The organism is Pectobacterium zantedeschiae (assembly GCF_004137795.1).
In the GTDB taxonomy this organism is placed as follows: Bacteria; Pseudomonadota; Gammaproteobacteria; order Enterobacterales; family Enterobacteriaceae; genus Pectobacterium; species Pectobacterium zantedeschiae.
The window spans coordinates 778,834-798,116 of the sequence record NZ_NWTM01000001.1; the positions used below are offsets into that span (position 1 = coordinate 778,834).

Genomic DNA, 19,283 nt, shown 5'->3' on the forward strand with positions numbered 1-19,283 from the left:
GAGTGGAAAAAACGTACAGATGTGTCAACTTTTGCTGCCACCTTACTTCATCCGGTGCAAACGAAAGGGTATTATCAGTAGCAATAGCCATGTCGTGTCTCTTGAAGAAGGTAGCCGTTGATGCATCTGGAAGTGATTTGTGAAGACCGCATTGGTATGGTCCGTGAACTGTTAGATCTGCTTGCGTCACGCAATATTGATTTACGCGGCATCGAAATTGCGTCTATTGGCCGTATTTACCTCAATTTTGCCACCCTCGATTTTGATGATTTTCGCCCTTTAATGACGGAAATTCGCCGTATTGAAAGCGTAAGCGATGTACGCACCGTGGCGTTTATGCCATCTGAACGTGAACATCGAGCGTTGAATGCGCTGCTGGAATCTATGCCTGAGCCGGTGTTTTCGCTGGATATGAAAGGGAAACCTGAGTTGTTTAACCCAGCCGCACTAGCGTTGTTTGAACAATCGCCAGAAACCATCAGCGAATTGACGATTGCCACGATGATCCCCGGTTTCAATTTCGCCAACTGGCTGGAGAATAACAGTACCGTCGTCGCAGAGCGCGTGGTGATTCGTGGTCAAGATTTCTTGCTGGAAATGACGCCGGTTCGTCTGGAAGATGATGCCGGTAACGTGGCGACGACAGGCGCATTGGTGATGCTGAAATCGGCTGCTCGCATGGGTCGACAGTTACAGAATCTCGCTGTGAACGATGAAAATGAATTCGATCACATTGTTGCTGTTAGCCCGAAAATGCGTCAAGTGGTTGAACAGGCACGCAAGTTAGCGATGCTGGACGCGCCGCTGTTGATCGTGGGTGATACGGGGACGGGAAAAGATATGCTGGCGCGAGCGTGCCATTTGCGTGGGCCGCGTGGAAAGAACCCTTTCCTGGCGCTGAACTGTGCAGCATTGCCCGATGACGTAATGGAAAGCGAACTGTTCGGTCATGCTCCCGGTGCGTATCTCAATGCGCAGGAAGGCAAGAAAGGGTTCTTCGAACAGGCTAACGGCGGCTCGGTTCTGCTGGATGAAGTTGGTGAAATGTCGGCACAGATGCAAACGAAACTGCTGCGTTTTCTGAATGACGGGACATTCCGTCGCGTGGGCGAAGATCATGAAGTCCATGTGGACGTGCGGGTGATTTGTGCGACAAAGAAAAACCTACTGGAACTGGTGCAACGCGGGGAGTTCCGTGAGGATCTTTATTATCGCCTCAATGTACTCACGTTAATGTTACCGCCGCTACGTGAGCGTCCGGCGGACATTATGCCGCTGGTCGAGCTCTTTGTGGCGCGTTTTGCCGATGAACAGGGGATTTCACGGCCTAAACTAGCGCCAGATGTAGAACATTTCCTGCCGCAGTACGGCTGGCCGGGTAACGTTCGGCAGTTGAGAAACACCATTTACCGAGCGCTAACGCAGTTGGAAGGCAACGAGCTGCATATGCAGGACATCGATCTCCCTGCGTTTTCGATTGATGCGCCACAAGATGAAACCTTGCTCGATGGTTCGCTGGATGACATCAACAAGCGTTTCGAACGCTCCGTACTGACCCGTCTTTATCAATCCTATCCTAGCACCCGTAAACTGGCGAAGCGGTTAGGGGTGTCGCATACGGCGATAGCCAACAAACTGCGGGAATATGGACTCAGCCAGCGTAAAGCGGCTGGGGATGACGAAGAGTGAATAACAAAACGGCTGCTTGCGCAGCCGTTTTAGTATGAGAAGAAAGATAGTCGATTCAGGCGTACCACAAATCAGAAGATGTAGGGAGCGTGAAGCGGTCTGTAATCATTTCTGAGTGTAATTGAACGTATTGGTCAACGAGCTGATCCATATTACTGGCATGTGAAGCAGCGGCATTGGAATAGTTAGGAACAACAAGAGATTTGAATTTTAATCCAAGATCGCCAGCATTATAGTTTTCAATGATAGCTTCTGCGATGTGATTTCCATATATTAATCGCCATATATCTATCTCCATATATAAGGTTAAATTAGGGAGAGCTCTTCTTCCAGGGATAGTCTTTAACCACGGCCTGTTCTAATTCCGTTCTCAAGTGTTTATCAAAATCAATAACCTCAGTCAGCGGAAATTCCTTGGGTTTAAATTCATAGCGAAGGTTCACCGTCGGGAAAATTTTATAACCGGCTTCGCAGTCGGTTCCTCCAGAAATGGCAAAAATACAAAAAATAGCGAGTCTCTGATTAAAAGGGGCGGAATATACCTCAGGATCAATCAGCCAGCTTCCTGCCTCCTTCACGTCATATCGGTCTGGGCGTGCAAGGTTCTTCTCAAATAAACAGGCCGTCATGTTGGGAACCAGATCTGTCTGTTTTAAGCGATTTTCACACATCTTGTCATGGCGCTCGTCTAGATGGAGTCCCCAATGATCCGGCGTCGAGCTGAATAGCTGAAATTTCCGTAACGGCCAGGCTTTGGGCCAGTCAGGACGGTCTCCCAGCTTTCCGTTGAAATTTCGGCTGAACAATAAACTTTGCTGACTGAGCGGATTACCTTTACATCCGGGAGGCTCGGTAGGATCGGGCGGGAGTGGGAGGGTTTCGCCATCGCGTAAAACAGGGTCGTGCAGGATGCTGAGTTGATCGATAGAGATGTGGAATACCGTATCCCGCAAGGCAACATAGGCTTTGCCTTCTGGATCAGGGGCGTGGCATTTCAGTGGATCAAACGTGAATGCAGCTTCACTGCTTTGGCTAAAAGTGAGGCCTGAAAATAAAGCCGCTATTTGAAGGGGAAGTAATAATATTCTCAACAGCCATCACTCCTGTGAATAGCACTAACATATCAGGGTTAGCCATAGTGCAATTACCTTCTATTTTCCATATCCATTATTCCATACGGGAATGGTGGTTATTATTGGCATCGTATTTGCCGTGGTGAAAACGCCAAAACTTGGCGAGAAAGTCTATATAAGGTAGAGGTATTATCAAAAAATCGTTATATTCATATCATAAGCGTAATGAAATAAATCATTAATAAAAATTCATGTTCAAATAGATACAAGGTGATTAACAGAATAACCCAATTATATGTATGGGAAATCAATAGATATTAAGATAACAAAACGGCTGCTTGCGCAGCCGTTTCTTCACGATTATCAGTACGAATAACTGATAGTGTGACTTATTTCAGGACAGCCAGTGCGGCGTCATAGTCTGGTTCAGTGGTGATTTCGTTTACCAGTTCACTATGTAACACGTTGTCGTTTTCATCCAGCACCACGACAGCACGAGCGGTCAGGCCTTTCAGCGCACCATCGGCAATAGCGACGCCATAACTTTCTTTAAACTCACCGCCGCGTAGGGTAGACAGAACAACGACGTTGTTCAGACCTTCCGCACCGCAAAAACGAGACTGTGCGAACGGCAGATCGGAAGAGATACACAGAACAACGGTGTTATCCAGTTCAGAACCCAACTGGTTAAATTTACGCACGGACGCGGCGCAAACACCGGTATCGATGCTTGGGAAAATGTTCAGGATTTTGCGCTTGCCAGCATAGTTGCTGAGTGAAGCATCTGATAAATCTTTAGCCACCAGGGTAAATGCCGGGGCTTTGCTTCCTTTGGCAGGGAATGACCCTGCTACTGGCACAGGATTGCCTTGAAAATGTACGTTCTGTGACATGTTTGCGTCCTTAATTACAGGTGATTAACACGCTGCTCAGTTTAGGGCAACATTAGCAACATTGGTATAAAAATTACGATTAAAATTGCTGGCTTAGCAGCGTGACCATCGCGTTCAGGTAGCATTCGCTGGCGGCATCTGCCGAGATTGGCGGAAGCTCAGCGGTAATACAATGGAGCGAACGATCGGCACACCAGCTTCCGAAAGAGCCAGGTGTGTCGTAACCGATACTGGATACCAACGGCAGCTCGCACTGTTGCGCTAACCATCTGCCCAGTTCGGACCTGTGTGGATCTTCAATACAGGCGAGTGGCTCATGAAAAGAGACAACCCAGTGAGGATTAAGTTTCTCAATCAGCGTACAAAGGGCTTTCGTTTCTGGTTCTGAGCCTGCGGTTTCACCGGTGGATAGCTCGACATCACGTTCATCTGCCGCGCTATTCCAGCGATATATCGTATTCCCCGCCTGCCAGTTACTGGCTGGAAAATTGCGGTTGAGATCGACACCGTTTGCGTTGGCACGCAGGCCTAACTGACAGCCATCTGGATTTACCGCAAGAATAACGTGATGGCGGCGCTGTCCTGAAAAGAGGGTGCGCAGTGCACAGGAAAGCGCCACAACCGCGGCGGTTTCATCTCCGTGTGTCCCGGCAATAATCAGCCCGCTCTCTAAGGACGCTAATTCGGCTGGAAAATAGAGTAGCGGTGCACCCAACAGCGATTTTCCATAAGGTTCTCCCAGCGACGGCAAATTACCTCGTTTTTGACGCGCCTGAAGAGGAATGATCGTATTTCCCATGATATCGCCCTGTGGTTGACCTATGTGTTTCATCATAAAAAAATCGCTTCAGAGACGCAAACGGTGATACGGATTGACAAATTGCGGGGGTATCGCTGGATGATAGCGATGATTTCTGACTATTATATTCTTCAATCATTTCATTACGCTTTCAGGTCAACTCATCATGCACTATGGATATTCTGCATTTTATGCCGCGTTGATGGCGGCCATGGCGGGTAATGCCGTCGCGGCGCAGGTTCCGGCGGGAACGCTTCTGGCTGAGAAACAGGAAATCGTCCGCCATATTAAAGATGAACCGGCTTCCCTTGACCCGATAAAAGCGGTGGGACTGATGGAAGCTCAGGTCGCGCGCGATCTGTTTGAAGGGCTGGTCAATCAGGATGCCAAGGGGAATATCGTCCCTGGCGTAGCGTTGCGTTGGCAGACGAGCGATAACCGTACGTTTATCTTTACGCTGCGTGATAATGCCCGCTGGTCTAACGGTGAACCCGTTACGGCAAACGATTTTGTCTACAGCTGGCGTCGCTTGGTCACGCCTGAAAACAGTTCGTCATTCGCCTGGTTTGCCCGACTCGCTGGGATTCAGAATGCTGAACCGATTCTCGCAGGAAAAATGCCCGCCGATCAGCTTGGCGTGACGGCCGTTAATGATCACACGCTGAAAGTCCAACTCAGCAAGCCTGTACCTTATTTTGTTAGCCTGACAGCGAATTTCAGCCTGTTTCCAGTCCATCAGGCTACGGTAGAAAAATTCGGGAACGACTGGACGAAACCGGGAAATCTGGTCGGAAATGGTGCGTTTAAGCTGGATCATCGCGTCGTTAATGAGAAGCTGGTGCTCACGCAGAATCAATATTATTGGGATAACGCCAATACGCGTCTAACGAAAGTGACTTTTGTTCCGATCAATCAGGAATCGAACGCGACAAAACGCTATCTGTCTGGGGATATTGATATCACCGAGTCATTTCCTAAAAATTTATACCAGAAGCTACTGAAAGATTTACCCGGTCAGGTTTATACGCCGGATCAGCTTGGCACCTATTACTACGCGTTTAACACGCAACGTGCGCCGACCAATGATGTTCGGGTACGAAAAGCCCTGTCTTACGCCATCGACCGTAAAGTGATTGCCGAAAAAGTACTCGGCACGGGAGAAAAACCGGCCTGGCACTTCACGCCGGATGTCACCGCAGGCTTCAAACCAACGGAAAGCCTGTTGCAGCAATATTCTCAGGATGAGCTGGATGCGCAGGCCAAAGCGCTGATGGCGGCCGCAGGTTATGGTCCAAATAACCCGTTGAAACTCTCGCTGTTGTACAACACCTCGGAAAGCCACCAGAAAATCGCGATTGCCGTGGCTTCTATGTGGAAGAAAACGCTGGGGGTCGATGTACGCTTATCCAATCAAGAGTGGCAAACTTACATCGACAGTCGCAATAGCGGTAATTTTGACGTCGTGCGGGCGTCCTGGGTCGGAGACTATAACGAACCCTCGACATTCCTTTCTCTGATGACATCACACCACAGCGGGAATATCGCACGCTTTAAAAGTGCGAATTACGATCGTGTGCTGGATGAAGCCGGTAACCAGACTAACCCGCAAGCGCTGAATGCAGACTACAATCGGGCAGAGCAGATATTGATGGATGAAGCGCCGATTGCGCCGATCTATCAATATACTAACGGACGCTTGATCAAGCCGTGGGTGAAAGGGTATCCGATTACTAACCCCGAAGATGTAGCGTACAGCCACATGCTCTACATCGAAAAGCATTAAGTACCGTATGAATAAGCCGGAGCGGTCATGATGGCCTTCCGGCGGGTGGAACGCAGAACGAGTAGTAAAAGAGTTGATAGTAAAGAACTGATAGCAAAAACCGTTGGAGGCAAGACGTGGAATCCTTTGCAGGAAAAGAGTTGCAACACAGCGGTGCGGTTCATGCGTATCAGTTGGACGGAAAGGGCGGCATTACCCCGATTGGCGAGCAGGACGTGGTTAACAGCGAGAAACCCTGCTGGCTGCATCTGGATTCTACTCTGCCCGCCAGCGCCCGCTGGCTGAATAAAACGACAGTGGTACCAGATAGCGTACGCAATGCGTTGGCGGGGGAAAGTGCTCGCCCCAGAGTGACACGTTTGGGTGAGGGCACGCTGATCACGCTGCGCAGCATTAACCTGAACGCCAATGCGCGGCCAGACCAGTTGGTGGCCGTTCGGGTATTCATTACTGACAAGCTGATTATCTCTACCCGACGCCGTAAGATTCTGGCCATCGACGAGATTCTTACCGACCTGAAGGAAGGCAATGGCCCAACGGATAGCGGAAACTGGCTTGTTTCCATTGCTGAAGCATTGACCGATCATACCAGCGAGTTTATTGATGATTTGCATGAGAAAATTATCGATCTGGAAGACGATTTGCTGGAACAAAAGATTCCGCCGCGCGGCGAGCTGGCGCTGATTCGCAAACAGCTTATCGTGTTACGCCGCTACATGACGCCACAGCGCGATGTCTTTTCGCGTATTTCCGGCGAGAAGCTGCCCTGGATGCAAGATGATGACCGACGCAGAATGCAGGAGATTGCCGATCGATTAGGTCGCGGGCTGGAGGATTTGGATGCCAGTATTGCTCGTACCACCGTGCTCTCGGATGAAATTACCGCCTTGATGACCGAAGCGATGAACCGTCGTACTTATACGATGTCGCTTTTGGCGATGGTTTTTTTGCCGACGACGTTCTTAACCGGTTTATTTGGCGTCAATTTGGGGGGAATCCCCGGCGGCGATGCGCCGTTTGGTTTTTTCACTTTCTGCCTGATGTTGGTGATATTGGTTGGCGGCGTTGCATGGTGGTTAAAGCGCAGTAAATGGCTATAGAGACTCGCGGTGAGTGGGTGAGCAGATAATCACAAACTGTCACGAATGGCTAAAAAACCACGCGTAAATTGAGCAATATCAACATTTTTTACCTTGTTGTGCGGCACTATCATTCTCGCAGGTGAATGCAACGTCAAGCGATGGGCGTTGCGCTCCATATTGTCTTACTTCCTTTTTTGAATTACTGCATAGCACAATTGATTCACACCATGCCGACAGTTTTGTCGGCTTTTTTTTGTCCCTCGATCCTGCTCCTTCCTGTCCACCCCTGGCATTTTATTATAGTGGGCTAACGCGCCACACCCTTCGGGCCGTCGCAAGCGACGTTGTAAAATGCCTTTGGCATTTTATTATAGTGGGCTAACGCACCACACCCTTCGGGCCGTCGCAAGCGACGTTATAAAATGCCTTTGGCATTTTATTCATTAGCTTACTACGCTTAAAGAGAAGTGCTGGTGCTGCTTGGCCAGCCGTAACGCATGTCTGTACTGCTTCAGTAGCTGGATTTGCCTTAACATTATCCAACACCGAGGAGGAAAATATGCTCACTCAAGGCGCGACGGATTATCTACAGGCCGACACGGTTCCGGTTGAACCGATTCCTATTGTGCCGAACGACCCGTCACCTTATCCGCTTCCCGATAAACCCCCCACTCCTGACCCACCTCCAACAGGGCCAGAACACGAACCTGTCACTGAACCACCGCAAGATAGATAGCGATACGATACTCGGTGGAAAACAGAAATAAAAAACACGGTGGTGAAACAGCAACTGCTGCTTCTAGCCACCGTGTCCATATTCTCAACGGTAATGCTATTCCCTCACGAGAATGTGGCGCTTATTTTATTTCCAGCACGTCAAGGCGGGTAATTGGCGGTGTCTCGTCATCGTCTTCAGGCTGCCAGCCAGCAGGTTGTAACGGCAGTTCTTCGCGGTCGAAAGCCAGATCGCCGCCATCCACCACCTCACTACCGTGACGAATGCTTTTGAAATCAAACAGCGCATGATCGGCGAGATGAGAAGGAACAACGTTCTGCATAGCGCTGAACATAGTCTCAATACGGCCAGGATAGCGTTTATCCCAGTCGCGCAGCATATCTTTAATCACCTGACGTTGCAGATTTGGCTGCGAACCACACAGGTTACACGGAATAATTGGATATTGACGGGCTTCAGCAAAGCGTTCGATATCTTTTTCACGGCAGTAGGCAAGAGGACGGATGACGATATGTTTACCGTCATCGCTCATCAACTTCGGTGGCATACCTTTCAATTTTCCACCGTAGAACATATTCAGGAATAGCGTTTGCAGAATATCGTCGCGGTGGTGACCAAGGGCGATTTTTGTTGCGCCGAGTTCCGTCGCAGTACGGTATAAAATCCCGCGGCGCAGCCGTGAACACAGCGAGCAGGTGGTTTTTCCTTCCGGGATTTTCTCTTTCACAATCCCATAGGTATTTTCTTCGACGATCTTGTATTCCACGCCGATATTATCAAGGTATTGCGGCAGAACATGTTCCGGGAACCCCGGCTGCTTCTGATCCAGATTCACTGCGACCAGAGAAAAGTTAATTGGCGCACTTTGTTGCAGATTGCGCAGAATTTCCAGCATCGTGAAGCTATCTTTTCCGCCGGACAGGCAGACCATAATGCGGTCGCCTTCTTCAATCATATTGAAATCAGCGATAGCTTCGCCGACGTTACGGCGCAGGCGCTTTTGCAATTTGTTGAGGTTGTATTGTTCTTTCTGGTTAATTTGTTGATTTTCTGACATTTTTATCTGTGCTCGTTGCAAAAGGCGTTGCGGATGGAAAACGGTTCAGCGCAGACGCCAACATGGTCTGCATGATCATGGCGTGTATGGTACGGATTACGGCGGCGAATGCCAGACTGTTTTACAGTGGTAACAGGAAAAGAGAGCGTCTCTTTTGTTTTGCCAGTAGTGAAATACAGCCCTTTTTGGCAAAGATATCGCTTATGACTATCCTAAAAGATGAGTGTTCAACCAAAAAGAGGAATATGTCGTGAGTAACAACACATCAAGAGGAACATCGTCAAGCAACCCTCAACAAGGCGGTAACTGGCCTAGCACCACCGGAAATCCATCGGGTGGCAATAGAGGTAATGCGCCTTCATCTTCAGGTGGAAATTCAGGCAAGTCAGGAGGCGGTTCTGGCAAAGCAGGGAAGTAGAAGATATAAAACAACACTACGGCTAGTGAGATAAATAACCTAGCCGTAGTGTCATGTATTCTATGAATTATTTATTGCGGTAAGACTTCTTCAATTTTAGTAATGTGTGCATCGCCACTCAGCGGCTTATAAATATGAATTTTCACAATTTTTAGCGGGGCTTCTGGGGTCGTTACCGTGCCTTTCGTCAGGAAGGAGTAATTCGTACCGGATACAACCTGTGTTGCAACAAATAACGGTGTGTAAGCCACACCCAGCAAATGTACGGTAGATTTAAAAAGTGATTTATCAGCATCATTCAAATCACGGAAAGCAGTCCATCCACCAGAAAGTTGATCTGACATTATTTCACCTCATTTAATTTGCTTGATAACATAATCGCTGTGATGCTCTATTAAAATTTCATAGGGCAGTGAAATGAGAATAGGTCGCTTTATTTTATTTGGCAAGAAAGTACGCCATTCCCTTTATATGAATAAGATTAAAGCATATCGAAAAATAAAAATAAGAAACTCTATATGAATTTTAATGGTGATTTTTTAAGAGGAAATTAGATTTGGTGGAAATAATTTCATTTAAAACAATATTAATTTATCTTAATCCCAAGAATCTTATGCAATAGCGTTCGGTGAACCACATTGCATCATGAGCGTTGATTGCCTTAATCCCCTCACGATATTTTCATTGAATGTCGTTGTATTTTTCTTCAGCCATCCACTCATTCAGTACTGTAAACATAGCCTTGCTCGATGCTGATCAACAACTATCAGAGTAGTAAAGTATTTTAAAATAAGAATATAGGCATTCAACGTAATATATCTCTCGCGCTATGACGGCTGTCATCGGCTGAGCGGAAATTCCCACCATGCTCACGAATAAATTTAATAAAGAGGGATAAATGGAAAAAGAAAAAAGTGAACGATTGAAAAATGAACATGCGTCAGAAGACGTTAATAAAAAAGATGAGGCCGTTGATAAAGAGAATCGCGCCGATGACTCAAATAAAAGACGGCCTGGGTGTAATCGCGCGAAGTGTTTCTGTGCGCGATGAAATAAATTTAACTGTTAAAAAAGGATGCAGAAATGGCGGTTTATAACGTTAGAGATTTAACTACGGGGGCTGTAATTCAAGTTCCTGATGACGTGTGTATTTTAGATGCATTTGAAGAAGCCGGTGTTGATTCACCTTATTCATGTCGTGCTGGAGCATGCTCTTCATGTGCTGCGCTACTGATTGTCGGTTTTGTTGATCAATCAGATGGTACATTTTTAAATGATGATCAGAAAATTAGATTTATATTAACCTGTTCAGCATATCCTCAAAGTGATTGTATTATTCGAACAGGAGTAGAAGAGCTTTTGGAGGATGAAGAAAAAGCGCACAAAGTCTTCTTTGAAGACTGGCAGCGGTGGAACTGATTTCGGCTTTTTAAGTTTGTATTTTTTAAATGGAAAAATATGTTCCCTTCATAAAGAAGGGAGCATTATCAAAACATTTGGTGTTCGCCAGCATGGTATGCTGTAAAACGTGCGCATACCGACATGACTATAAAGCTGCGCCAAAAACAGGTGTCCACCATTTGGGGAAGACCATAACAGTTCTCTCTAATACTTGCTGTAAGTATTGCTTTATAATCGCCCACCACTTTCCATATAACCCCCATTTTCTTGATCTTTTCCCGCTTATCTGCATTGAGCCCTGTGTTGTCGGAGCGAGGTATGATAGATATAGTCTTTGTCTGAAAAATTATTCACCCGATCCGAGGCTAAAACATGAAATTGTTGCCATGGCTATGCACTGCTGCTGCGCTTCTGCTGGCGGGATGCAGTAATCATAGTGAAAACGCTACGGCTGCCCAACAAGACGCTATGCAAAATGATGATAAGAACGCCGTCGTGCTGCTGAAAAGTAGTTCTCCGGTTGACGTTAACTGTATGCTGATTGGCGGGACGATGGCGATCGCCAGACAGCTTGATGGCGCGAGTGTGGGAGCCTGTCAGTTAGCGAATGGTAAGCGCTGTAGCGAACAATCGCTGATGAATGGAAGCTGTCCTGCGGGGTGAGTGTTGCGGCAGTCTGCACTGCCGCAGAAAACTTTAAGGCGTAACCAAATTTGCGCAGGGCGCATTCTGGCTGATGTCTTTCAGATTCTGTAGCGTGGTTTGGGAAATGCTGATCAGTGCTTCTTCAGTCAGGAATGCCTGATGTCCGGTAAACAGTACGTTATGGCACGCGGATAGACGGCGGAAAATATCGTCCTGGATCACATCGTTAGATTTATCGGCGAAGAAGAGATCGCGCTCGTTTTCATAAACGTCCATACCCAGCGCGCCAATTTTCTGTTGCTTCAGTGCATCAATAGCGGCCTGCGAATCGATCAGTCCGCCACGGCTGGTATTGACGATCATGACGCCATTTTTCATGTGTGCAAAGGCCGCCTGATTCAGCAGGTGATGATTCTCTGGCGTCAGTGGACAGTGTAGGGAAATGACGTCTGCGTTGGCGTACAGTGTTTTGAGATCGACATACTCAGCTCCTAATTCCAAGGCCTGTGGGTTCGGATAGGGATCGAAGGCCAGCAGGCGCATGCCAAAGCCTTTCAGGATGCGCATGGTGGCTACGCCGATTTTACCGGTACCGATAATGCCCGCCGTCCGATTGTGCATATTGAACCCAATCAGCCCCTCCAGAGAGAAATTCGCGTCGCGGGTTCGTTGATAGGCGCGGTGAATGCGGCGGTTAAGCGTCAGCATCAGGCCGACTGCGTGCTCAGCGACGGCCTCAGGCGAATACGCGGGAACGCGTACGACGCTGATACCCAACTCCTTGGCGGCTTCCAAATCGACATTATTAAAACCTGCACAGCGTAGTGCCAGTGTTTTAATACCCAGTTCTGCCAGTTCGGTCAACACGTCGCGACCGCCATCATCGTTCACGAAGATGCAAACGGCCTGACAGCCCGCCGCGGTTTTTGCGGTGCGTGATGTCAGCATGAAATCAAAAAACTCTAGTTCATAGCCAAACTGCTGGTTGACCTGTTCCAGATATTTACGGTCATACTGCTTAGTGCTGTAAATTGCCAGTTTCATTGATAGTTTCTCCGAAAAATCCTCAGATTAAGCTATCAGAAAATCGGGCGGTGACAAACCGTTACCTGACTGACAGTAACGGTTTGAAATAAGAAGTCGTGGTCGTATAGGTACGGGGTTAGCGAGGAATGCTGAAGACGGATACGGCTTCAGACATTGTGGAAATCTGCTGTTCCAGACTGTTAATGGCAGCGCTGGAATGTGTTGCCAAGATAGTGTTCTGGCGAGTCAATTCATCAATGTTGTTCACCGCTGAGTTAATCTGCCCCAGTCCTTGCGATTGTTCTTGTGTAGCCAGGCTGATTTGATGCACCAGTTGCGTAACCTGCTGCACCTGCATCAAGATGTTATTCATCGACTGGCTAGTGTGGCTGACCAATTTATCGCTGGTGTGAATATTCGCAATCGTGGTATCGATAATCTCCGCGATGTCTTTTGCGGCGGCGGCACTACGCTGTGCCAGAATACGAACTTCCCCCGCAACCACTGCAAAGCTCTTGCCCTGTTCTCCAGCATGGGCGGCTTCTACCGCGGCGTTGAGCGCCAAAATATTGGTCTGGAACGCCAGATTATCCAGCACGCTGATAATGTCGGTGATCTCTTTGCTGGAACGGGTCATGGTCGCCATCGTGTCCGTTACCTGACTGACCGCTTTCTCACCGGCATCGACGGCCTGATTGGCATCGTTCGCACAGCGAGTGGCCAACTGTGAAGCCGATGCGTTGCTTTGAATCGTCGCCGTCAGCTCTTCCATTGATGATGCAGTTGATTGCAAACTTTGTGCAGTATCTTCACAGCGCTGGCTGAGCGTATAATTCCCAGAAGCAATCTCGCCGCAGGCGTGGCGTAGCTCGGCCAGTTTACCGTTGACATCATCGACAAACGTGCGGAAATTCATGCCGGATTGATTGACGGCGCGCAATAACATACCAACCTCATCTACTCGATTAAGTTGAAACGAGTTATCCGCCTGCCCAGAGGCAGAGTTAATGGCTTGGTGTAGAATTTTTTCCAGTGGTTTTGCCAGATGTTGAACTAATAATTCGCTGGTTATTATCGCACCACCAAGTAGCACTAAAACAAAAACGAATAGCGGTGTGGTGAGGGGAAGGGTGGCCAGTAAGAAAAGGTGCGTAAATAGCATGAAAAAGAAAACATAGCTTCTTATCCGCCAACGCACGGGAATGACGTTAAATAAGCTAAGGAGCTTAAGCGGCCCTTTATAAATCAGCAACCCTTGATATAGTCGGCGGTTTTTTAATTTATTCTCATTCATTTGATGATAAAGCGCTTCAGCTTGCCGAATTTCTTCCTGAGAAACGCGCGTTCGCACCGACATATATCCTGTTATTTTCCCTTCTTTCATCAGAGGCGTGGTGCTGGCCTTCACCCAATAGTAATCACCACTCTTGCGGCGGTTCTTGACGACTGCTGTCCAAATTTTCCCTGCCTTCAGCGTTGCCCACATGTCGGCAAACGCCTGTGGGGGCATGTCTGGATGGCGTACGATATTGTGAGGCTGATGGAGGATTTCCTCAAAGTCGTAACCACTGGCATCAATGAAATCATCATTCGCATAAGTGATATGACTATCGGTTGTGGTAACCGACATTAGCTTGGCTTTTTCATCTAATAAATACTGAATATCGCTGACAGGAAAATTCTTACGCATTTATTGATCCTTTTAGTATAAGCAAGCATAAACCCGTCATTCTCCAAGTTAACTGTGCATTGACTCCCTTAAGGACTTCGCTCGTTCTGGGTCTTAGCCTAAGGGGACAACACGTTGCATTGCTCAAAACGATAACGTTTGTCTCGCACTCGAATGATTCAGGGTATAAACGTGATATTTTTAAATCCATTAGCTAACTGAAAAGCGATTAACGCTATTTAATTAACGGCAATATCTGAGAAATAATTAGCTCAGGGATTTATATATTCTCATTAGTTCCTTCCGTTATTTTTTCTTTCGGAAAGCAGTTGTCCGACCTGACTCGCTGTAAACGCATATGCTGATGATCAAAAAGTATTCATTTGCTAAGTATATTATGCCTTTGCGAATTTGCACTGTGGGCAACACATGTTGAAGGATGGCGAAAAATGAGGAGACGAGCGCCCTGATGTGAGCGCCCGTAAAGATGAGATTATCGGGAAAGGCTGAAGACTGAGGCAGCCTGTACCATGCTCGATATCTGCTGTTGCAGGTGATCGGTGGCCGAATGTGACTGGCTGGCCAGTGCGGTATTCTGATGCGTGAGCTCATCAATGCGATTTACTGCTTCATTAATTTGATCCAGCCCTAAAGATTGTTCCTGTGTTGCGAGGCTGATCTCATTCATCAAATTGGTGACGTGTTGAACCTGAAGCAGAATATTGCTCATGGATTTGTGCGTGTGCGAGACCTGCTGTTCGCCGGTACGAATACTATTCAAGGTTTCATCGATAATGGTGGAAATATCGCTGGAAGAGGAGGCGCTACGCTGCGCCAATGAACGAACTTCACTGGCAACTACTGCAAAACTCTTGCCCTGTTCTCCGGCATGGGCGGCTTCGACGGCGGCATTCACGGCCAGAATGTTGGTCTGGAACGCGAGATTATCCATCACGCTGACGATATCCGTAATGCGCTCGCTGGAACGGGTGATCGTCTCCATCGTATCGGAGACCTGGCTGACGGCCTGTTCGCCAGAGTTTACCGCCTGATTCACATCCTGCGTATATAGTGAGGCTTGAAGTGAGGCTTCCGCATTGCTTTTTATTGTTGCAGTAAGTTGTTCCACGGACGCCGCTGTTTGTTGCAGGCTTTCTTCCGTCTCCTCGCAGCATTGTGCCAGCGTATGGTTGCCTTGTGCGATTTCATTGCAGGCGTTTTTCAGCTCGCTCAGGTTGGAGTTTACATCGTCTACAAAGGTACGGAAATTCATACCGGACTGATTTACCGCACGCATTAACATGCCGATCTCATCCACGCGATTAAGCTGCGTCAGATTGTCTGCCTGTCCGGCAGCGGAATGCATAGCCTGAGCCAGGATTTGCTCGATAGGGCGGGCGACATGGTGTACCAGAAGTTCTCCACTGATAAAACAGCAGGCAATGAGCAGCGGAAAGAGTACCGAGGCTAATGCCGTTCCTGCTAGCATTGAATAGGCGGCAATTAATGGAATCAAGCTAAAGAGCAGAAAATAGCTGCGGATACGCCAGCGTAGCGGCATAGTTTTAAAAAGACTCAGGATACGTAATGGCCCGGTATAAATAAGCAGACCGTGATGGAACGTGCGGTATTTTAGCTTACCCTCGTTTGCATTGGCGTAGATCGCCTCGGCCTGACGAATTTCATCGGGCGACGCGGCAGTTCGCACAGACATATAACCAGTAATGTCGCCGCCTTTTCTCAATGGTGTGGTGCTGGATTTTACCCAGTAATGATCGCCATTTTTGCACCGATTTTTTACAATTCCCGTCCAGATATTACCTGCGCGCAGCGTTTTCCACATATCCGCGAAGGCGGCTGGTGGCATATCCGGGTGTCGGATAAGATTATGGGGCTGCCCCATTAGCTCATCCGTGGTGTAACCGCTGACATCAATAAAGTCTTTGTTTGCGTAGGTAATGTGACTTTCTGGTGTGGTGACCGACATGAGTCTGGTTTTTTCAGAAAGAGAGAGTTGATGGTCGGTGACAGGGGTGTTATTACGCATAAAGCAGTCCTTGATATGCTGTGTCCGATTACTGATTTAACATGAGGCATACCCACGAAAATGAAGCAGCGGATAGCGGTAATGGTTCAGGTTGCTCATTGCTTTTTTTAAGGCGATTCGGACAGAAGGAGATAATCCTGATATCCGCCCGGAAACGCTTTGTTCATGATGAGATAACGCGATTCATTACAAAATATAACCTCAATTAAACATTTTACCACGAAAGGGTAATGAGCCTGTACGCTCAATAGTGGTAAATGTGAGTTGAATAGGATTGTTTGTTAACAAAAAGAGCTATTCGTGAATGAATAATCAACAGGTAAATTCAGGACAGATTTTTACGAACATTGAACGAGATGCTTAATATTCGCTAATGATTAAAAAACAGGCACTTCCAATCGCTTTTCTATCCGCAGCCTTGCTGTTTCTTTCTTGGCGGACACTGCCACAGTGGTTGCCGCGCCTTGCTGAGATTTGGTTACCGACGGGCCTGTCCTTGACCGTGAATGGGGCACCCGGCTGGCAGAATGGTGGGCTATATAACGCAGGGTTCCGTATTACGGCTGGGGAGTGCACGCTATTTGACGTACGGAATATGACGCTCCGTTGGTATAGCTGGCGATGGCATGCTGATATTGATACCGTGACGTTAAACAGCGACTGCTTGCAACATGTGCCAGCAGGTAGCAGCACTGAACCCGCTGCGCAGTTGTCGCAGTGGCAGCGGAGACTGCCTGCCGCCGATATTCAGATAAAGACATTTACGCTACAACCCTGGCAGGATTATGCTGGGCAGGTACGCTTCAGTAGTGATGGCAAACAGCGACAAACGCTCGACTATCAGGGCGATCAGTTGGCGTTTAAGGCCGAACTCAATGACACTCGTCTGACTCTGCACGAAAGCATGCTCGCCACGCCAGCAGGATTCGTGCGTTTGCAAGTCAGTGGTGAGATGGTGTTGGCCGATACGCTGAATATCGCACCGGTGCAGGGACGTCTCACAGGAAAATTGGATTCAGGGCAGACGCCAGATCCGCTTTCGCTCCTGCTGGATTGGCATAATCAGCAAGGTGAACTGGTGCTGAATGCGGCGAATGATGAGACGCCGCTGATATCGCTACCATGGCAACTGACGGATGACATTATTCAGGTTACTAACGGTGTCTGGCGCTGGCCTTATGCGGATCAGCCACTCTCCGGGCAAGTGGCCATCACGTTACAGCACTGGCGACAAGGGCTGGATGCCACCACAATTAATGCGCGTTTAAATATGCTGACGCAAGGGCATAACGGCAAGGCTAACGCCGTGTTGGTGTTGGGGCCGGGCAATGTCGGCCTGCTCAACAGTGAATTGCGTTTTCAGCTTACCGGACAGGCTAACTTACCGGCGCTCTCCCTGACGGCGACATTGCCAGGCGTTTTGCAAGGTTCCATTCTTAATCCCGAGCTCTCTCTTTTACCAGGATCGCTGCTACGCGCCTGGGGAACGCCCGCCCCGCAGATTTATCTTGAAGAAGCGCGTTGGCCGCTGGCTGGTGTCAGAGTCAGTGCGACGGGCGTGAATGGGCGATTACAGGCGATTGTAAAGGCACGGGAAGAATACTGGGGACGCTTTAACCTGCACCTTGACGGTCAAGCGCAGGATTTCTGGCCGGACCAAGGGGAATGGCAATGGCGCTATTGGGGCAGTGGTCGCCTGCCGCCGCTGAAAGGACAGTGGGACGTCGCTGGGCGAGGTCGTTGGCAGGATACTCTGATTGAAGTGAGCCAACTGTCGAGTGGGCTGGATCAACTGGGTTATGGCATTGTGACGGTACACCAGCCACGCCTGACGATTACTGAACCGATCCGCTGGCAGCGCGCCCGTTCAGGCGAACATTTTCAAGGTGCATTGCAACTGGTCTCTGAGCGGGTGAATTTCAGCAACGGTGGCTACCTGCCGCCATCATTGTTAACGCTGGAAATGCAGGGGCACAACCCAAATGATTTCCAGCTACAAGGGCAACTACAGGCTGAAGATATCGGGCCAGTCAGACTACGCGGCCGCTGGGATGGTGAGCGACTGCGCGGTGGTGCATGGTGGCCAACACAACCGCTTAAGGTGTTTCAGCCTCTACTTTCTCCGCTGTTAAAAATGAATATCCGCGCCGGACAGTTTTACGCACAGGCGGCATTTTCCGCTGCACGTAAAGAAGGATTTAGCGCTGGCGGGCATTGGGTGGTGAAAAATGGTGGGCTGTGGCTACAGGATGGTGAGGTCAGCGGGGTAAATTTTGTTCTGCCTTACCGGCTGAAAGATCAACGCTGGCAATTGGGCGTTAAGCAACCCGTCACGCTGCGAATTGACGTGCTGGATAACCTGTTTAGGATGAGCAATATCCGCGTCGATCTACAGGGTTTCTATCCGTACAGTGAGAGACAACCGCTGGTGATGTCTCAGGCTGACATGGATGTATTGAATGGGCATATCGGCCTGTCCACGTTGCGCTGGCCGCAGCGGCAACCAGCACTGTTCACCGTTAAGAGTGTTGATCTCAGTGAACTGACCACTGTGTTAAAGCAAAAGCAGTTTGCGCTGTCTGGACGCGTGAGTGGCACACTTCCGCTGAATTTTAATCATCCGACCACGCTAATTGCAGGCGGACGAATTACCAACGATGGTTTCCTGACTCTGCGACTGGATAACCAACTCGCCGATGAGTTAGCGAGTAAAAATCTGGCGGGTGGTGCGGCGATTGGTTGGTTGCGCTATCTGGAGATTGGACGTTCATATGCCACGCTTGACCTGAATAATCAGGGAGAACTGACATTAACGTCACGGGTGCAGGGGAAAAACCCGCAGCTCAGTGCGAATCGGCAGGTTATTCTTAACTATCGTCATCAGGAGAATATTTTCCAGCTATGGCGCAGTTTGCGCTTTGGCGATAACTTGCGGGATACGCTGGAACAGCAGGCGAATGAATAA

Annotated in this window: 16 protein-coding genes; 8 read left to right on the top strand and 8 right to left on the bottom strand. The window is 48.6% G+C overall.

All coding sequences use genetic code 11. The features are described 5' to 3' along the window. Positions 1-120 precede the first annotated feature (120 nt). A complete protein-coding gene (gene tyrR / locus CLR69_RS03635) occupies positions 121-1,689 on the top strand; it encodes a transcriptional regulator TyrR (protein ID WP_129711613.1) in 1,569 nt (522 codons plus the stop codon). Between the two features lie 311 nt (positions 1,690-2,000). On the opposite strand, the gene CLR69_RS03640 is transcribed toward tyrR, so the two are convergent. From CLR69_RS03640 to mpaA, 3 genes are all read right to left on the bottom strand, one after another. Beyond that, on the bottom strand, positions 2,001-2,780 hold the full coding sequence (locus CLR69_RS03640) for a hypothetical protein (protein WP_129711612.1): 780 nt from the start codon (positions 2,778-2,780) through the stop codon (positions 2,001-2,003). Positions 2,781-3,151: 371 nt separating this feature from the next. Further along, positions 3,152-3,655, bottom strand: a complete 504-nt coding sequence (tpx, locus tag CLR69_RS03645) for a thiol peroxidase (protein ID WP_005972398.1) — start codon at positions 3,653-3,655, stop codon at positions 3,152-3,154. Between the two features lie 79 nt (positions 3,656-3,734). Beyond that, the gene (gene mpaA, locus CLR69_RS03650) at positions 3,735-4,454 is read right to left on the bottom strand and encodes a murein tripeptide amidase MpaA (protein ID WP_129712043.1); all 720 of its coding nucleotides are present in this window, start codon (positions 4,452-4,454) and stop codon (positions 3,735-3,737) included. 166 nt (positions 4,455-4,620) lie between these two features. On the opposite strand from mpaA, the gene CLR69_RS03655 reads away from it, so the two are divergent. From CLR69_RS03655 to CLR69_RS22825, 3 genes are all read left to right on the top strand, one after another. Then, positions 4,621-6,237, top strand: coding sequence for a peptide ABC transporter substrate-binding protein (locus CLR69_RS03655; RefSeq protein WP_129711611.1), 1,617 nt, complete (start codon positions 4,621-4,623; stop codon positions 6,235-6,237). 116 nt (positions 6,238-6,353) lie between these two features. Then, positions 6,354-7,337 (top strand): zinc transporter ZntB, encoded by a 984-nt coding sequence (gene zntB, locus CLR69_RS03660; RefSeq protein ID WP_129709741.1) that lies wholly within the window; start codon positions 6,354-6,356, stop codon positions 7,335-7,337. 541 nt (positions 7,338-7,878) lie between these two features. Beyond that, the gene (locus CLR69_RS22825) at positions 7,879-8,055 is read left to right on the top strand and encodes a hypothetical protein (RefSeq protein ID WP_165345959.1); all 177 of its coding nucleotides are present in this window, start codon (positions 7,879-7,881) and stop codon (positions 8,053-8,055) included. Between the two features lie 121 nt (positions 8,056-8,176). Here the strand turns inward: CLR69_RS22825 and ttcA are convergent, their stop codons facing one another. Together ttcA and CLR69_RS03670 are read right to left on the bottom strand one after the other, a co-directional pair. Further along, positions 8,177-9,112 (bottom strand): tRNA 2-thiocytidine(32) synthetase TtcA, encoded by a 936-nt coding sequence (ttcA, locus tag CLR69_RS03665; protein ID WP_129711610.1) that lies wholly within the window; start codon positions 9,110-9,112, stop codon positions 8,177-8,179. A gap of 489 nt (positions 9,113-9,601) precedes the next feature. Continuing rightward, the gene (locus tag CLR69_RS03670; protein WP_014915626.1) at positions 9,602-9,874 is read right to left on the bottom strand and encodes a hypothetical protein; all 273 of its coding nucleotides are present in this window, start codon (positions 9,872-9,874) and stop codon (positions 9,602-9,604) included. A 554-nt stretch (positions 9,875-10,428) separates the two neighbouring features. Here CLR69_RS03670 and CLR69_RS22830 point away from each other — a divergent pair. From CLR69_RS22830 to CLR69_RS03680, 3 genes are all read left to right on the top strand, one after another. After that, the gene (locus tag CLR69_RS22830; RefSeq protein ID WP_165325102.1) at positions 10,429-10,581 is read left to right on the top strand and encodes a hypothetical protein; all 153 of its coding nucleotides are present in this window, start codon (positions 10,429-10,431) and stop codon (positions 10,579-10,581) included. A gap of 32 nt (positions 10,582-10,613) precedes the next feature. Then, positions 10,614-10,949, top strand: coding sequence for a 2Fe-2S iron-sulfur cluster-binding protein (locus CLR69_RS03675; protein WP_129709737.1), 336 nt, complete (start codon positions 10,614-10,616; stop codon positions 10,947-10,949). 354 nt (positions 10,950-11,303) lie between these two features. Beyond that, entirely contained in the window at positions 11,304-11,594 is a 291-nt protein-coding gene (locus CLR69_RS03680) for a putative hemolysin (RefSeq protein ID WP_129711609.1), read from the top strand. A 33-nt stretch (positions 11,595-11,627) separates the two neighbouring features. Here the strand turns inward: CLR69_RS03680 and CLR69_RS03685 are convergent, their stop codons facing one another. From CLR69_RS03685 to CLR69_RS03695, 3 genes are all read right to left on the bottom strand, one after another. Further along, positions 11,628-12,620 carry a 2-hydroxyacid dehydrogenase gene (locus CLR69_RS03685; protein WP_129711608.1) on the bottom strand — a complete coding sequence of 331 codons (993 nt, stop codon included), beginning with the start codon at positions 12,618-12,620 and terminating at the stop codon, positions 11,628-11,630. Positions 12,621-12,738: 118 nt separating this feature from the next. After that, complete coding sequence (locus CLR69_RS03690; RefSeq protein ID WP_129711607.1) at positions 12,739-14,292, bottom strand: methyl-accepting chemotaxis protein; 1,554 nt, start codon at positions 14,290-14,292, stop codon at positions 12,739-12,741. Between the two features lie 472 nt (positions 14,293-14,764). After that, entirely contained in the window at positions 14,765-16,318 is a 1,554-nt protein-coding gene (locus tag CLR69_RS03695; RefSeq protein WP_129711606.1) for a methyl-accepting chemotaxis protein, read from the bottom strand. A gap of 373 nt (positions 16,319-16,691) precedes the next feature. Between CLR69_RS03695 and CLR69_RS03700 the strand changes: the two genes are divergently transcribed. Next, positions 16,692-19,283 (top strand): YdbH family protein, encoded by a 2,592-nt coding sequence (locus CLR69_RS03700; RefSeq protein ID WP_129711605.1) that lies wholly within the window; start codon positions 16,692-16,694, stop codon positions 19,281-19,283.

Coding starts and splice junctions, on each gene's coding strand:
- tyrR (WP_129711613.1), top strand. CDS start 121: ATGCATCTGGAAGTGATTTGTGAAGACCGCATTGGTATGGTCCGTGAA.
- tpx (WP_005972398.1), bottom strand. CDS start 3,655: ATGTCACAGAACGTACATTTTCAAGGCAATCCTGTGCCAGTAGCAGGG.
- mpaA (WP_129712043.1), bottom strand. CDS start 4,454: ATGGGAAATACGATCATTCCTCTTCAGGCGCGTCAAAAACGAGGTAAT.
- CLR69_RS03655 (WP_129711611.1), top strand. CDS start 4,621: ATGCACTATGGATATTCTGCATTTTATGCCGCGTTGATGGCGGCCATG.
- CLR69_RS22825 (WP_165345959.1), top strand. CDS start 7,879: ATGCTCACTCAAGGCGCGACGGATTATCTACAGGCCGACACGGTTCCG.
- ttcA (WP_129711610.1), bottom strand. CDS start 9,112: ATGTCAGAAAATCAACAAATTAACCAGAAAGAACAATACAACCTCAAC.
- CLR69_RS03670 (WP_014915626.1), bottom strand. CDS start 9,874: ATGTCAGATCAACTTTCTGGTGGATGGACTGCTTTCCGTGATTTGAAT.
- CLR69_RS22830 (WP_165325102.1), top strand. CDS start 10,429: ATGGAAAAAGAAAAAAGTGAACGATTGAAAAATGAACATGCGTCAGAA.
- CLR69_RS03675 (WP_129709737.1), top strand. CDS start 10,614: ATGGCGGTTTATAACGTTAGAGATTTAACTACGGGGGCTGTAATTCAA.
- CLR69_RS03680 (WP_129711609.1), top strand. CDS start 11,304: ATGAAATTGTTGCCATGGCTATGCACTGCTGCTGCGCTTCTGCTGGCG.
- CLR69_RS03685 (WP_129711608.1), bottom strand. CDS start 12,620: ATGAAACTGGCAATTTACAGCACTAAGCAGTATGACCGTAAATATCTG.
- CLR69_RS03690 (WP_129711607.1), bottom strand. CDS start 14,292: ATGCGTAAGAATTTTCCTGTCAGCGATATTCAGTATTTATTAGATGAA.
- CLR69_RS03695 (WP_129711606.1), bottom strand. CDS start 16,318: ATGCGTAATAACACCCCTGTCACCGACCATCAACTCTCTCTTTCTGAA.
- CLR69_RS03700 (WP_129711605.1), top strand. CDS start 16,692: ATGATTAAAAAACAGGCACTTCCAATCGCTTTTCTATCCGCAGCCTTG.